Consider the following 14,749-nt stretch of genomic DNA (forward strand, 5'->3'; position numbering starts at 1 on the left):
CCAATACGCATTCATCCACTAAGGGTTTCTCATGTCTGAAAATTTGGCAAGTTTGCGCGAAAGCGCATATCGAATCCGCCGCTTCGCCGTTCGCATGGGCGAAGTTCAGGGGCAAGGCTATATCGGTCAAGCACTCGGTTGGGCTGACGTACTGGCTGTGGCCTACAAGCACTCGATGCGGCTGCGGCCATCGGACCCGGAATGGGAAGGCCGGGATCGCTTCCTGCTGTCTCATGGGCACTACGCGATTGCCGCGTATGCCGCGCTGATTGAAGCGGGCATCGTTCCTGAAGACGAGCTGGAAACCTACGGTAGCGACGATAGCCGTCTGCCCATGTCGGGGATGGCGACTTACACCCCCGGTATGGAAATCTCAGGCGGCTCGCTGGGGCAAGGCCTCGCCATTGGCGTTGGCATGGCTCTGGGGCTGCGCTACCAGAAGAATCCGGCATTCGTCTACAACTCGATGTCGGACGGAGAACTGGATGAAGGTGCGACTTGGGAGGCCGCCATGGGCGCTGCGCACCATCAGTTGAGCAATCTCATTTGCCTTGTCGATATCAACAACCAACAAGCAGATGGCCCGTCCAGCAAAGTCATGGGATTCGAGCCGCTGGCCGACAAGTGGGAATCCTTCGGCTGGCACGTCCAACGTGTGAACGGCAATGACCTTGCTGCCGTGGTGAAGGCGTTTGACGTGGCCCGTCAACTGGCCGAACCGAAGCCCCGCGTCATCCTGTTCGACACCCTCATGGGCAAGGGCGTCCCGTTCCTGGAACAGCGGGAGAAGAATCACTTCATCCGCGTGGACCCGCCGGAATGGCAGCAAGCATTGAAAATTCTCGACCAGTCTTACAACGAAGGAAACGAAGCATGAATACCGTAGCTGAAAAGAAGCCACGCCTGACCACGTCGGCGATGATTGCCTCTATCGCAGCCGAAGGGCAGCGTGTTCAAGCCGCTCCCTTCGGTAAGGCGCTGGTCGAATATGCCGCCAATCGCCCTGAAATCGTTGGCCTGACCGCCGACCTGGCGAAATATACGGACCTTCACCTGTTCCAACGTGCATATCCGGAGCGCTTCTTCCAGATGGGCATGGCCGAGCAGCTGCTGATGGCAGCCGCCGGCGGCATGGCAAAAGAGGGCCTGATTCCGTTCGCGACAACCTATGCTGTCTTCGCTACCCGTCGCGCCTATGATTTCATTCATCAGATCATTGCCGAAGAGAACTTGAACGTGAAGATTTGCTGTGCGTTGCCCGGCCTGACGACCGGCTACGGCCCCAGCCACCAGGCGACCGAAGACCTGGCCATGATGCGCGCAATTCCGGGGCTGACTATCGTTGACCCTTGCGACGCTCTGGATCTTGAGCAAGCAGTTCCGCAGATTGCCGAACACAAGGGGCCTGTCTACATGCGCCTGGCTCGCGGAAACGTGCCGCTGGTGCTGGACGAGTACGACTACAGGTTCGAGCTGGGCAAGGCCAAGGAACTTCGCGATGGTAACGATGTGCTCATCATTTCCAGCGGTTTCATGACCATGCGTGCTTTGGAAGTGGCCAAGGTTCTGGAAGCTGACAACGTCAGCGTCGGCGTTCTGCATTGCCCGACCATCAAGCCCTTCGACGAAGCAACCGTCCTGGAGCAAGTCAAAAAGAAAAATCGTCTGGTGGTGGTGGCCGAAAACCACTCGGTCATTGGCGGCCTGGGCGAAATCGTCGCCACCACGCTGATGCGCAATCGCGTCCAGCCCGCAGGTTTCGAGATGGCCGGCTTGCCAGATGCATTCCTGGATGCTGGCGCGCTGCCGACGCTGCATGACCGCTACGGCATCAGCTGCGAAGTGCTGCGTGAGCGTATCAAGCAGTGGCTTAAGTGAGTCAGGCAATTGGGGCGGCATGTGAGGAGGGGGCTCCTGGCCGCCCCGCCCATGTGCGGCACCGCCGATAGTTTATTGGTAGCGCTCCAGCCCCAGCACTGCTTCGTAATCGGCGATCGCCGCCGAACCCGATGGCACGCCGAAGGCGCTGCCGGTGGCGCGGATATGTTCGGCCAGGCGCTGCATCATGTGGGTGTAGGCCAGCGTCGCCGAGATCGGGAAACTCAGCAAGCGGAACCCCAGGCGCTCGAACTGCGCGGCGTTCAGCGGCGGGGTCTTGCCGTCGACCGCGTTGAACATCAGCGGCGCGTCGATGGCCGATAATGCGCGCCGCATTTCTTCTTCCGATTGCAGCATCTCCAGCAGCACCAGGTCGGCGCCGGCGGCGGCGTAGGCCCGGCCGCGTGCGAGCGCCTCGTCCAGCCCGAGCGGGATGCGGGCATCGCTGCGGCCGATGATCAGGAAATCGGCGCTCTTGCGGGTGGCCACCGCGATGCGGATCTTTTCCGCATGCTCTTCCATCGATACCAGCGCCAGGCCCTTCATGGCGCCGCATTTCTTGGGCGTGACCTGGTCTTCCAGGTGGATCGCCTGCACGCCGGCGGCTTCATAGCCTTGCACCGTGCGCGCCACGTTGTTGAGGTTGCCGTAGCCGGTGTCGGCATCGGCGATCACCGGCACATCGACGGCGGCGGCGAAGGCGCGTCCGCGTTCCACCATTTCACTCATGCCGAGCAGGCCGATATCGGGCGCGCCCAGCAGGCTGGCCGAGAGGCCGTTGCCGGTCATGTACACGGCTTCGAAGCCGGCCTGCTGGTAGATGCGCGCGCCCAGCGCGTCGTGGCAGCCGGGCGCCACCACGATGCCGGGCTGGCGCAGGCGTTGGGCCAATGAGGTGCTTGTCATGTCGTTCCCGCAAAAATAATGGCGCCGGCCGCCATGCGTCCGGCGCCAGGGTGGTTTAACGCCCGGTCCTGTCGTTGCGCATTTTCAGCGTCAGGCACAGGAAGAAGCCGATGATCGGGCTCATCGCCAGCACCAGCAGGGCGGTCGAGAAGCTTTGCGTGCTTTCGCGGATCCAGCCCACCAGGTAGGGGCCGACGAAGCCGCCGATCTGGGCGAAGCCGTTGATCATGGCGATGCCGCCGGCCGCGGCGGCGCCGGCCAGGAATTGCGTGGGCAGCGTCCAGAACACGCCCAGCGTGGCCCACAAGCCCATGGCGGCGATGCATAGCAGCACCAGGCCCAGCAGCGGCGAAGGCGCCAGCGCGCTGGCGGCCAGGAACACGCCGCCGCACAGGCCGGCGCAAGCGGTGTGCAGCTTGCGCTCGCCGGTGCGGTCCGAGCTGCGCGCTACCAGGACCAGGCCGACGGCGGCGCAGATGAAGGGGATGGCGGCGACCAGGCCGGTCTGGAAGTTGTTCAGGCCGCCCAGGCTCTTGACGATCTGCGGCAGCCATAGCACCACGCCGTAGATCGCCACGGCGTTGAACATGTAGATCAGCGTCAGGATCCACATGCGCGGGTCGCGGAAGATGGTGGCGAAATCATGCTGGGCATGCGAGGCGTTGCTTTGCTGTTCGGCGGCCAGGGTGGAGGTGAGCCATTGGCGTTCCTCTGCGTTCAGCCACTTGCCTTGCTCGGGGCGGTCTACCAGGTAAAACAATGTGACCACGCCCATGATTACCGCCGGCAGGCCTTCCAGGATGAACATCCATTGCCAGCCGGAGAGCCCGGCCCAGCCGTGGGTGGAACTGAGCAGCCAACCCGACAGCGGCGCGCCGACCACCGAGGACAGCACGGTGGCCAGCATGAAGCCGGCCACGGCCTTGCCGCGTTCCTTCTTCGGGAACCAGTAGGTCATGTACAGCAGCACGCCCGGCGCGAAGCCGGCTTCGGCCAGGCCCAGCAAAAAGCGCAGCGCATAGAAGCTCCAGGCGCCCTGGATCATGGCCATGGCGCAGCCGACCAGGCCCCAGGTGATCATGATGCGGGCGATCCAGATGCGCGGGCCGACCCGGTGCAGGATCATGTTGCTGGGAATCTCGAAGGCGATGTAGCCGAGGAAGAAGATCCCCGCGCCCAGCCCGTAGACCTTGGCCGACAATCCCAGGTCGGCGTTCATCGTCAGCGCGGCGAAGCCGACGTTGACCCGGTCCAGGTAATTGATCATGAAGAGGAAGAAGCAGTACCAGACGATCTTGCGGTGCAGCTTGGCGATAACGCGGCGGCCGACCGCGGATTCGCCGTCCATCGGCTGCGCAGCGGCAGCCGGATTGGCGTAGGACATGTTGTCTCCTTGTTTTTGATGGTGGTCAGGCAGACATGCCGTTTGCCGCATTTCTGCCCGCGCCCGGACGTGTGTTTGTTGTAGGGTTCCGGGCTCGGGAATTATACGAGATCACATCAAAGGTAAAAAGGTATTACCACATGACGGCGCTATTCCCGATGACTGTCGCGCAAGGAAGGCGAGCTTACTTGGCTGCTGGGAGCGCGGCTTGTTGCTGATTGCCGGCGACGACGAACTTGCCGGCGCCCAGGTGGTGCAGCGTGTGCAAGCCGGTGTTTTCTTCGGTGAAATTCCAGTGGCCGTTGGCGAAGATGCGGGCGTCGGCGGCGGCCGCGACTACCTCGCCGAAGAAGGTGTCGTAGGCGTTCTCGGTATGCGCCTCTTCGATCCAGCGGCATTCCAGCCAGGCGGCGCAGCCTTGTTCCAGCGTCGGCATGCCTAACACCGGGCCGGCGCCGGCGGCGATGCCGTGGTGCGCGAACTTGTCCATGTCGCGCCCGCTTGCGCTGCCCACCGCATAGGTCAGATCCATCAGCGCCGCGCCCGGCACGATGATGCCGAAGCCGCCGGAGGCGGTGATCAGCTCGCGCGTATAGGTGCTCTTGTCGATCACCACCGCGATGCGCGGCGGCGTGAATTCCACCGGCATCGACCAGGCCGCGGCCATGATGTTGCGCCGTTCGCCGTGGGCGGCGGTAACCAGCACGGTCGGTCCGTGGTTGACCAGGCGGCTGGCGTGGTGCAGTTCGACGGGGCGGAAGTGGTTCAAGGCAATCTCCTGTGTCTGGCAAGCGCAAAGCGGCAGGATGACATAGTTCACCGTAACGCGCCGTGCCGTCATCGGCGGCGCAGGGCGGATAAAAAACGGGAGCGAAGCTCCCGTTTTCTCGTTGCCCGTTACCTTACTTGTTACTTGCCCCAGGTCAGCACCAGCGGATTCAAGCGGCGCGCCACGCGCAGCAGGCCTTCGCGCACCTTCGGGTGCATCGGCGGCTGCGGATGGCGCAGCATGTCGGACTTGATCACGCCGCCTTCGAGCATCAGCGCCTTGCAGGCGGCCAGGCCGCATTGACGGTTTTCGTAGTTGATCAGCGGCAGCCAGTGCATGTACAGCTCGGCGGCTTTCTCGGTGTCCCCGGCGAAGTAGGCGTCGGTGATCTTGCGGATGCCGTCCGGATAACCGCCGCCGGTCATGGCGCCGGTGGCGCCGGCGTCGAGGTCGGGGATCAGGGTGATGGCTTCCTCGCCGTCCCACGGGCCGACGATGGCGTCGCCGCCCAGTTCGATCAGGTCGCGCAGCTTGGAGGCGGCGCCGGCGGTTTCGATCTTGAAGTAGGAGACGTTTTCGATTTCCTTGGCCATCTTCGCCAGGAACGGCGCCGACAACGGCGTGCCTGCCACCGGCGCATCCTGGATCATGATCGGGATGTCGATGGCGGCGGAGACGCGCTCATAGAATTCGTAGGTCTGCTTTTCCGAGACGCGGAAAGTGGCGCCGTGGTACGGCGGCATCACCATCACCATGGCGGCGCCGGCGTCCTGCGCGGCGCGGCTGCGCTCGGCGCAGATCTGGCTGCCGTAGTGGGTGGTGGTGACGATCACCGGCACGCGGCCGGCGACATGTTCCAGCACGGTGTTTTGCACCTGGGTGCGTTCCTCGTCGGACAGCACGAACTGCTCCGAGAAGTTGGCCAGGATGCACAGGCCGTTGGAACCGGCGTCGATCATGAAGTCGATGGCGCGTTTCTGGCCTTCCAGGTCGAGCTTGCCGTTCTGGTCGAAAATGGTCGGGGCGACGGGGAATACGCCGCGATAGATAGGGGTGCTCATCAGTGTCTCCGCTTGTGTTTGGGATGGGGCTGGCCGGATGCCTGTGCTCCGGATGGCGATGAATATACGTCCGGCGGCTGGGGCTGTATAGTGAAGACTTTCCATCATGTGATCGCTTTTACGACTCACCTGATTTGGCCTCATCTTTGGCCTCATCTTTTGCCCCATCTATTCACTGTCGATGCCATGAAACGCGCCCCCAGCCAGCAGAACCTCAACAGCCTCCTGTCGCGCCTGCGCATGAAGCAGCTCCAGTTGCTGATCGCGCTGGACGACCATAAATCCCTGCACAAGGCGTCCAATGCGCTGGCCATGACGCAGTCGGCCGCCAGCAAGTCGCTGGCCGAGCTGGAGGCGGTGCTGGAGGCGCAATTGTTCGAGCGCACGCGAAGCGGGCTGATCCCCAACCAGTTCGGCCATTGCGTGATCCGCTACGCGCGGCTGATGGCGACCGACCTGGGCGCGTTGTGCGAGGAGATGGCGCAGATCCGCTCCGGGCGCGGCGGCCGGCTGGCCATCGGCGCCGTGATGGGGGCGGTGCCGGAGCTGGTGGTGCCGGCCGTCAACGCCTTGCACAAGAGCCATCCGGAGCTGTCCATCGACATCATCGAAGACACCAGCGTGCATATGCTGGGCTTGCTCGACGATGGCCACATCGACCTGCTGCTGGGGCGCTCCAGCGTGTCGGACAACCCCGGCAAGTACCACTACCAGCCGTTGTCGGACGAGCCATTGTCGGTGGTGGTGTCGAGCGAGCATCCGCGCCTGCGCAGCAAGTCGGTCAGCCTGGCCGACCTGCGGGGCTACCGCTGGGTCACTTATCCCAGCCACATGCCGCTGCGGGCGGTGCTGGAGCGCGAGTTCGATCTGGCCGGGCTGGATTTGCCGGCCGGCGCCATCGCTACGGCCTCCACCTTCGTGACGGTGGCGGTGCTGCGCCAGGCCAGCGACACGGTCGCCATCCTGCCCACCAGCGTGGCCGGCATGTTCGTCGACAGCGGCGTGCTGCGCATCCTGCCGGTGGCGCTGAAGTCGATGTCGCAGACTATCGGCATCGTCACCCGCAAGGGCGGCGAACTGTCGCCGGCGGCGCGTTCTTTCGTGCAGTTGCTGCTGGAACGAGGAGGGAGCGGACCCAAACCGGCCGCAGCCTGATCTTCTGCCTCACCCCTTTCCGCATCCCTTCCACATTTCTTCCTTCACCTGAACGCGGCCCCGAAGCCGGTTGCCATCCGGCATCGTCGCCCGCGTTCATCTTTGGCTTGCAAAAAATTAATCGATCGCTGAAAAAGTAAACTGGTATAGTGATGATACCAGTTGCGAAAACACGCCTTTTGTAAGGGAAAGGCGCGCTAACTGGCCATAACAGCGCGCAGCGTGGCAATACCAGGCATCAACCAACAGCAAGCAGCAGCAAGCAGTAGCAACCAGCAAAACCGCAGAACCAGCAAAAAGACGGCAGCCAGGCGAGCGCAGGCGTTCGCAGCCCCCGCAGATCCTGGCGCACACACAACAAGAGAGGTTGTTGTTGAAGGGCAATAGCCTCGCAACCAGCCAGGAGACAATATGCAAACCAACGCCAGCGCGGTCGAGAAATCGGCCATCCGCAAGGTCGCGATGAGGCTCGTGCCTTTCGTCGGCCTGATGTTCTTCATCAATTTCCTCGACCGCACCGCGATCTCGTTCGCCGGTCCCAACGGCATGACCCGCGACCTGGCGCTGACCGCGGCCCAGTTCGGCTTCGCCGCCGGCGTGTTCTTCATCGGTTACGTGCTGCTGGAAATCCCCAGCAACCTGGCCCTGCACAAGTACGGCGCGCGTCGCTGGCTGGCGCGCATCATGGTCACCTGGGGCATCGTGGCCCTGCTGTTTACCTGGGTCAGCAGCGTGGAAGGGCTGTACGTGCTGCGTTTCCTGCTGGGCGTGGCCGAGGCCGGTTTCTTCCCCGGCGCCATCCTGTACCTGAGCCTGTGGGTGCCGGCCCGGCACCGCAGCCACATCCTGGCGCTGTTCTACCTGGCGCAGCCGCTGACCATCGTCATCGGCGCGCCGGTGGCGGCGCTGCTGATCGAGGCGCACGGCCTGTTCGGCCTGGAAGGCTGGCGCGTGATGTTCGCCGGCGTCGCCTTGCCGGCCATCGTGGTGGGCGTGATCGCCTGGTTCTACCTGGCCGACAAGCCGGCCGACGCCAAGTGGCTCAACGAAGCCGAGCGCAAGTGGCTCACCGCCGAACTGCAGGCCGAGCAAAGCGGCAAGCGGGCCACCCACGTTCCGCACGCCGCCGGCGCGCTCAAGAACGGCCGCGTGTGGATGCTGTCGCTGGTCTACTTCGGGCTGATCTACGGCCTGTATGCATTGGCCTTCTTCCTGCCCACCATCATCGGCGGCTTCGAGGCCCAGTTCGGCGCCAAATTCAATGTGTTCCAGAAGGGGCTGATCACGGCGATCCCGTATCTGCCGGCCGCCATCGCGCTGTTCCTGTGGAGCCGTGACGCCACCCGCCGCGGCGTGCGCAGCTGGCACGTCGGCCTGCCGGCGCTGCTGGGCGCAGTCAGCATTCCGGCCGCGCTGTACATGCAGACCCCGGCCGCCACCGTGCTGGCCATCACCGTGACAGCTTGCGCCATCTTTTCGGCGCTGCCGACCTTCTGGTCGATCCCGGCGCGCTTCCTGTCGGGCGCGGCGGCCGCTGCCGGCATTGCGCTGATCAACACGGTGGGCAACGCCGCCGGCTTCATGGCGCCCTTCATCACCGGCGCCATCAAGGATGCGACCGGTTCCTACCAGGCGCCGATGTTCGTGGTGGGGGCGCTGATGCTGCTGTCGGCGGTGGTGATCTTCGCCATCGGCGCCGGCGCACGGGAAGACATCCCCGAGCTGCAAGGCCGGGCCATTGCGGAATAAAACGATTGTTGTCGAATCATTTGTGCAGAGATGCAGTTTTGAACGGAGAGTCATCATGAAAGAAAAAATCGCCTTGTTCGGCGCCGGCGGCAAGATGGGCGTGCGCCTGGCCAAGAACCTCAAGAAGTCGGACTACCAGGTCGCCCACGTGGAAGTGAGCGAGGTCGGACAGAAGCGCCTCAAGGAGGAGGCCGGGATCGACTGCGTGGGCATCGATGCCGCGCTGGACAATGTCGACGTGGTCATCCTGGCGGTGCCCGATACCCTGATTGGCAAGGTCGCCGCCGAGATCTCGCCCAAGTTGCGCGCCGGCGTGATGGTGATGACGCTGGATGCGGCCGCGCCCTTCGCCGGCCACCTGCCGGACCGTCCGGACCTGGTCTATTTCGTCGCGCACCCTTGCCACCCGCCGATCTTCAACGACGAGAGCACGCCCGAAGGCCGGCGCGATTTCTTCGGCGGCGGCGCGGCCAGGCAGTCGATCACCAGCGCGCTGATGCAAGGCCCGGAGTCGGCCTTCGACCTCGGCGAGGACGTGGCCAAGGTGATCTACCAGCCGATCCTGCGCAGCTATCGCCTGACCGTGGAACAGATGGCGATCCTGGAGCCGGGCCTGTCGGAAACCGTGTGCGCCACGCTGCTCTACGCGATGAAGCAGGCCATGGACGAGACCGTGCGCCGCGGCGTGCCGGAAGAAGCCGCGCGCGACTTCCTGCTGGGCCACATGAACATCCTGGGCGCGGTGATCTTCAAGGAAATCCCCGGCGCCTTCTCGGATGCCTGCAACAAGGCCATCCAGAACGGCTTGCCGCGCCTGCTGCGCGACGACTGGCTCAAGGTGTTCGAGCATGAGGAAATCGCGGAGAGCATCCGCCGCATCACCTGAGCGTGCCCGGGCCGCCCGAGCCGACTGCACCACATGACGGCGGCCCGTTGCAGCGCATGAAGAACCAATAAGAGAGACAGCCAATGGAACGCATCTACGCCAGCTACTGGCTGGAAACCGGCGACGACCCCGCGCGCGCCGCCGAGGTCATCGCCGGCGAGCAATCGAGCGGCACCTTCGTCGCCCTGGCCGCCGAAACGCCGGAACTGAAAGAGCGCTCGGGCGCCCGTGTCGAACGCCTGAACATCCTCGGCCACAGCAAGGAACCCAGCCTGCCGGGCGGCATGCGCGCCGAGCGCTACACGCAATGCGAACTGGAACTGTCGTGGCCGCTGGAGAACACCGGCGCCTCCTTGCCCAACCTGATGGCCACCATCGCCGGCAACCTGTTCGAGCTGCGCCAGGTGTCGGGCCTGCGCCTGACCGGGTTGACACTGCCCAAGGCCTTCGCCGAAGCGTATCCGGGGCCGGCCTTCGGCATCGAGGGCACGCGCAGGCTGTCCGGCATCGCGCATGGCCCGCTGATCGGCACCATCATCAAGCCCAGCATCGGCCTGTCGGTGGATGAGACGGTGCAGCAGGTGCGCGAGCTGGTGGCCGGCGGCATCGATTTCATCAAGGACGACGAGCTGCAAGCCGATGGCGGCCGCTGCCCGTTCGACGAACGCGTGCACGCCGTCATGCGCGTCATCAACGAACACGCCGAACGCACCGGCAAGAAGGTCATGGTGGCCTTCAACCTTACCGGCGACCTCGACCAGATGCGTCGCCGCCACGACCTGGTGCTGGCCGCCGGCGGCACTTGCGTGATGGCCAGCCTGAACGCCATCGGCCTGGTCGGTCTGCAGGAACTGCGCCGCCATGCGCAACTGCCGATCCATGCGCACCGCGCCGGTTGGGGCTACCTCACGCGTTGCCCGCAACTGGGCTGGGACTACGCGCCCTGGCAGCAGCTATGGCGGCTGGCCGGCGCCGACCACATGCACGTCAATGGCCTGCGCAACAAGTTCAGCGAACCGGACGACAGCGTCATCGCCGCCGCGCGTTCGGTGCTGGCGCCGGTGATCGAAGGCGCCGGCATGGTTTCCACCATGCCGGTATTCAGCTCCGGCCAGACCGGACTGCAAGCGGCCGACACCTATGCCGCGATCGGCTGCGCCGACCTGATACACACCGCCGGCGGCGGCATCTTCGGCCACCTGCAAGGCGTGTCGGCCGGCGTCGAAGCGCTGCGCGAGGCCTGGGTGGCGGCGATGGAAGGCGTGCCGCTGGCGCAGCACGCCAAGGGCAACCCGGCCTTGCAGGCCGCGCTGGGATTCTGGAAATGACAACGCCAGGCAACGCATTGCCGCCGGGTTTGCTGCTGGCTTACTACGGCGACGATTTCACCGGCTCCACCGACGCCATGGAAGTGATGACGGCCGCCGGCCTGTCCACCGTGCTATTTTTGCGCACGCCGGACCGGGCCATGCTGGCGCGCTTTCCCGACGCGCGCTGCATCGGCATCGCCGGTTCCTCGCGCGGGCGCTCGCCGCAATGGATGGAAGAACACCTGCCGCCGGCATTCGAGGTACTGGCGGCGCTGCGGCCGCCGCTGCTGCAATACAAGGTGTGCTCTACGTTCGACTCTGCCCCCGCGACCGGCTCCATCGGCCGCGCCATCGACCTCGGCGTGCGCGCCATGCCGGGCGACTGGTCGCCGATGGTGGTGGGCGCGCCGCGCCTGAAGCGCTACCAGATGTTCGGCAACCTGTTCGCCGCGGTCGATGGCGTGGGCCATCGGCTGGATCGCCATCCGACCATGTCGCGCCATCCCGTCACGCCGATGGATGAAGCCGACCTGCGCCGCCATCTGGGAAAACAGACCGGGCGCCGCATCGAACTGGTGGACATGGTGCAGTTGCGCGACGGCGCCTCGGTTGCGCACGCACGCCTGCCTTCCTTGCGCGGCAAGGACAAGCCGGTGGTGCTGGTGGACGTGCTGGATGAGGAAACCCTGCGCGAAGCCGGCCGGCTGGTGTGGGAAGGCAAGGGCGCGGGCGTGTTCAGCGCTTCGTCTTCGGGTTTGCAGTACGCGCTGGCGGCCTACTGGCGCGCACGCGGCTGGATTGCGGACCAGCCTTCGTTGCCGCAGGCCGGGCCGGCGCCGGTGATCGCAGCCGTCAGCGGCAGTTGTTCACCGGTGACGGCCGGCCAGATCGCTTGGGCGCGCGTGCATGGTTTCGCCGTCGAGCGCATGGACTTGCCGGCGGTGCTGGCCGAAGGCACGCGCGAGACGGAGTTGGCGCGCCTGGTCGCGCGCGCCGGCGCGGCGCTTGGCGCCGGCCGCAGCCCGCTGGTGTTTTCCGCGGAAGGGCCGGACGACCCTTGCGTCATCGGTTTCGACGCCATTGCCCGCGCGGCCGGCATGGCGCGTTCCGATGCCGCGCGCAGCGTCGGCGTGGCGCTGGCGCAAGTCATGCGGGGCATCCTGGAGGCGAACGACTTGCGGCGCATCGCCATCGCCGGCGGCGACAGCTCGGGCGAGGTGGCCGGCGCATTGGACATTGCCGCCTTGTCGGTGTGCGCCGGCCTGGCGCCGGGCGCGCCGCTGTGCCGCGCATGGTCGGAGCATCCGCGCCGCGACGGGCTGGAACTGGTATTGAAGGGCGGGCAGGTAGGGAGCGAAAGCTTTTTTGGCGATGTGCTGGAAGGGCGTGCCGCGGCTTGATGCCGGGCCACAGCCAAACCGGCGCAAAGTCAGGCCGGGCCTGGGATTGTGGTAGAGTTCGCGTCCAACGATACCTAAAAGTCAGAGACAGCTTCTCTCATGCCGGAACCGATACAGCGACGCAAGTTATACCAGGAAGTGCTGGAACGCCTGATGGGGCGTATCCATGCGGGCGAGTTTCCGCCGGATTCGCAATTGCCGTCCGAACGCGAACTGATGGAACAGTACGGCGTGGGCCGCCCCGCCGTGCGCGAGGCGCTGCAGGCGATGGAGCGCTCCGGCTTCGTCGAGATCACCCACGGCGAACGTGCGCGGGTGGTCGACCCGACCGCCGAGCGCCTGATCGCCCAGATCGCTGCCGGCGCCCAGCACCTGCTGCGCACCAAGCCCGACATGTTGCGGCACATGAAGGAAGCGCGCGTGTTCCTGGAAACCAGCACCGCCCGCATGGCCGCCGAGCGCGCCACGCCGGAACAGGTGGCGCGCCTGCGCCAGGCGATCGAGGAGCACCGCGCCTCGATGGTCAACCTGGAAGAGTTCATCGAGCGCGACATGGCCTTCCACCGCGAGATCGCCGACATCAGCGGCAATCCCATCTTCCCTTCCATCGTCGAGTCGATGTTCCGCTGGGCCAGCGAGTTCTACACCACACTGGTGCGCGCGCCAGGCGCCGAGGAGCTGACGCTGGCCGAACACCAGCGCATCGTCGATGCCATTGCCGCCCATGATGGCGATGCCGCCGCCGAGGCGATGCGCGCCCACCTGACGCGCGCCAACGAGCTATATCGGGCGCTGGGCCAGCAGTAACCGCAGGGAGCCGGGAGGGCTTTTTCGCATGCTTGGCGCGCATGGGAGCGCGCGCAAATCTCGGTTGAGCCGGCGCCGCCATGGCGTTCCAATGTGCGTTTCACGACAGCCGCATACCGCGCCAGACCCATGCCATCCATTCCTCGCATTGCAGCTTCGCGCAACCGGATCCTGCTCATCGTCGCTGCCGGCGCCGCGGTGATGAGCATGGCATTGGGCGCGCGCCAGACCTTCGGCCTGTTCATCAGCCCGCTGTCTTATGACTATGGCTTGCCGGTCACGCTGATTGCTTTTGCCATCGCCTTGCACAACCTGGTATGGGGACTCGCCCAGCCGCTGGCCGGCGCGGCGACCGACCGTTACGGCCCGGCGCCGGTAGTGGCGTTCGGCGCCGCCGCTTATGCCGCCGGCCTGGCGATGACGGCGCTGGCGCCGAATGGCGTCGTGCTGGTACTGGGCATGGGAGTGTTGATCGGGATCGGCATCAGTTGCACCAGTTTCGGCGTCGTGCTCACCGCCGTCGGCCGCAGCGTGGCGCCCGAGAAGCGCAGCATGGCGATGGGCCTGGCCAGTGCCGGCGGATCGTTGGGGCAGGTGCTGATGGTGCCGCTGGTGCAGGCGTTGCGTTCGATGTCGGGCATCACCGTGGCCTTGCTGGTATTGGCGCTGATGCTGTTGGCGGCGGCGCCGCTCGGTTTGGCGTTGGGACGGCCCCCGCGCGCGGCCGCGGCCGCCGATCCCGGCTTGAATTTCTCGTTGAAGGAAGTGCTGTGGCAGGCCTGCCGGCATCGCGGCTACCGGCTGTTGACCATCGGGTTTTTCGCTTGCGGCTTCCAACTGGCTTTCATCGCCACGCATTTGCCGGGTTACCTGGAGCTGTGCCACATGCCGATGGGGCTGGCGGCCACGGCGCTGGCGCTGATCGGCCTGTTCAACATGGCCGGCAGCTGGACCTGCGGCTGGCTGGGCGGGCGTTTTCGCCAGCATCATGTGCTGGGCTGGCTGTATCTGTTGCGCAGCGCCGCCATCGGCCTGTTTTTCGTGCTGCCCAAGACGCCGTTCTCGGTGGCCGTGTTCGCCGCTATCATGGGGCTGGCCTGGTTGGGCACGGTGCCGCTGACGACCGGGCTGGTGGCGCGCATCTTCGGTACGCGCCATATGGGAACGTTGTTCGGCGTGTGCTTCCTGAGCCATCAGATCGGGTCTTTTCTGGGCGTATGGCTGGGTGGGCTGGTGCTGGACCTGACCGGGTCGTATTCGCTGCTGTGGGGCGCCACCTTCGCCGCGGGCGTGCTGGCGGCGGCGCTGCATTTCCCGATAGATGACCGCAGCGTGGAACGGCCATCCACCCCGGATTCTCCCGTGCATGCCTGAGTGCGCCGCGTTAACATAACGGGTTGCCGGCGCAGATGCGCCGATTTTGAGGTTCCCTGTTTGGTTTTCG

The 14,749-nt window shown here is 65.2% G+C and carries 13 protein-coding genes; 9 read left to right on the top strand and 4 right to left on the bottom strand.

Translation table 11 applies throughout. The annotated features are described in order from the left end of the window. Positions 1 to 31: 31 nt before the first annotated feature. Both FB598_RS18040 and FB598_RS18045 read left to right on the top strand, forming a co-directional pair. On the top strand, positions 32 to 877 hold the full coding sequence (locus FB598_RS18040; RefSeq protein WP_141917291.1) for a transketolase: 846 nt from the start codon (positions 32 to 34) through the stop codon (positions 875 to 877). After that, positions 874 to 1,878, top strand: coding sequence for a transketolase family protein (locus tag FB598_RS18045; protein WP_141917289.1), 1,005 nt, complete (start codon positions 874 to 876; stop codon positions 1,876 to 1,878). The genes FB598_RS18040 and FB598_RS18045 overlap by 4 nt, the downstream gene beginning before the upstream one ends. A gap of 72 nt (positions 1,879 to 1,950) precedes the next feature. Here FB598_RS18045 and FB598_RS18050 read toward each other — a convergent pair whose 3' ends face one another. The 4 genes from FB598_RS18050 to FB598_RS18065 all read right to left on the bottom strand — a co-directional run bounded on the left by FB598_RS18050 (position 1,951) and on the right by FB598_RS18065 (position 5,998). After that, complete coding sequence (locus FB598_RS18050; protein ID WP_141917286.1) at positions 1,951 to 2,784, bottom strand: oxaloacetate decarboxylase; 834 nt, start codon at positions 2,782 to 2,784, stop codon at positions 1,951 to 1,953. A 55-nt stretch (positions 2,785 to 2,839) separates the two neighbouring features. Continuing rightward, positions 2,840 to 4,168 carry an MFS transporter gene (locus FB598_RS18055; RefSeq protein WP_221292357.1) on the bottom strand — a complete coding sequence of 443 codons (1,329 nt, stop codon included), beginning with the start codon at positions 4,166 to 4,168 and terminating at the stop codon, positions 2,840 to 2,842. A gap of 184 nt (positions 4,169 to 4,352) precedes the next feature. Beyond that, entirely contained in the window at positions 4,353 to 4,937 is a 585-nt protein-coding gene (locus tag FB598_RS18060; protein ID WP_141917283.1) for a flavin reductase family protein, read from the bottom strand. A gap of 140 nt (positions 4,938 to 5,077) precedes the next feature. Continuing rightward, positions 5,078 to 5,998, bottom strand: a complete 921-nt coding sequence (locus FB598_RS18065) for a dihydrodipicolinate synthase family protein (protein WP_141917281.1) — start codon at positions 5,996 to 5,998, stop codon at positions 5,078 to 5,080. Positions 5,999 to 6,184: 186 nt separating this feature from the next. Here FB598_RS18065 and FB598_RS18070 point away from each other — a divergent pair, with 186 nt between their 5' ends. The 7 genes from FB598_RS18070 to FB598_RS18100 all read left to right on the top strand — a co-directional run bounded on the left by FB598_RS18070 (position 6,185) and on the right by FB598_RS18100 (position 14,679). Continuing rightward, entirely contained in the window at positions 6,185 to 7,153 is a 969-nt protein-coding gene (locus tag FB598_RS18070; RefSeq protein ID WP_141917278.1) for a LysR family transcriptional regulator, read from the top strand. 411 nt (positions 7,154 to 7,564) lie between these two features. Then, positions 7,565 to 8,902 (top strand): MFS transporter, encoded by a 1,338-nt coding sequence (locus FB598_RS18075; RefSeq protein ID WP_141917275.1) that lies wholly within the window; start codon positions 7,565 to 7,567, stop codon positions 8,900 to 8,902. Positions 8,903 to 8,957: 55 nt separating this feature from the next. After that, positions 8,958 to 9,788 (top strand): phosphogluconate dehydrogenase C-terminal domain-containing protein, encoded by an 831-nt coding sequence (locus FB598_RS18080; protein WP_141917272.1) that lies wholly within the window; start codon positions 8,958 to 8,960, stop codon positions 9,786 to 9,788. Positions 9,789 to 9,871: 83 nt separating this feature from the next. Further along, positions 9,872 to 11,116 (top strand): ribulose-bisphosphate carboxylase large subunit family protein, encoded by a 1,245-nt coding sequence (locus FB598_RS18085; RefSeq protein ID WP_141917269.1) that lies wholly within the window; start codon positions 9,872 to 9,874, stop codon positions 11,114 to 11,116. After that, on the top strand, positions 11,113 to 12,498 hold the full coding sequence (oiaK, locus tag FB598_RS18090; RefSeq protein ID WP_141917267.1) for a 3-oxo-isoapionate kinase OiaK: 1,386 nt from the start codon (positions 11,113 to 11,115) through the stop codon (positions 12,496 to 12,498). The genes FB598_RS18085 and oiaK overlap by 4 nt, the downstream gene beginning before the upstream one ends. A gap of 99 nt (positions 12,499 to 12,597) precedes the next feature. After that, complete coding sequence (locus FB598_RS18095) at positions 12,598 to 13,305, top strand: transcriptional regulator NanR (RefSeq protein WP_141917264.1); 708 nt, start codon at positions 12,598 to 12,600, stop codon at positions 13,303 to 13,305. A gap of 129 nt (positions 13,306 to 13,434) precedes the next feature. Then, complete coding sequence (locus FB598_RS18100; protein ID WP_141917261.1) at positions 13,435 to 14,679, top strand: MFS transporter; 1,245 nt, start codon at positions 13,435 to 13,437, stop codon at positions 14,677 to 14,679. The last annotated feature ends 70 nt before the right edge of the window (positions 14,680 to 14,749 follow it).

The organism is Herbaspirillum sp. SJZ106 (assembly GCF_006715495.1).
Lineage (GTDB): Bacteria > Pseudomonadota > Gammaproteobacteria > Burkholderiales > Burkholderiaceae_D > Herbaspirillum.